We start from the raw sequence: 292 nt of genomic DNA on the forward strand, positions 1-292 counted from the left end.
CTACCAGATCGCGATACTGATCGGGATGTTTTTTCGCATCCAGCAGCGTTTCGCGGGAAACGATGTTGTACTGAATATGCCAGCCTTTATGCACTTCAAAGAAGGTACGCAGCAGGATCATCAGTTTCTGCTTGTCAGATTCGTTCTCCAGCGTTGCCGGATTCAGTTTCTGGTTGAGCAACACGCCGCCGAGAATCGCTGCCGTAGGCAGTTTACCCACTGAGCCAATGACCGCAGTAGGGCCAAGATGGTCAGTACCGGAGGCCGGGCTTGCGCCTTCTGCCAGCGGGGT

General features: G+C 54.5%; 1 protein-coding gene. It reads right to left on the minus strand.

Going from position 1 to position 292, the window contains the following annotated elements; genetic code table 11:
- A partial coding sequence (locus FN960_RS23840; protein WP_368854059.1) for a glycine radical domain-containing protein occupies positions 1 to 292 on the minus strand: 292 nt, incomplete at both ends.

Source organism: Alkalicoccobacillus porphyridii (genome assembly GCF_007293315.1).
GTDB classification, from domain to species: domain Bacteria; phylum Bacillota; class Bacilli; order Bacillales; family Bacillaceae_D; genus Alkalicoccobacillus; species Alkalicoccobacillus porphyridii.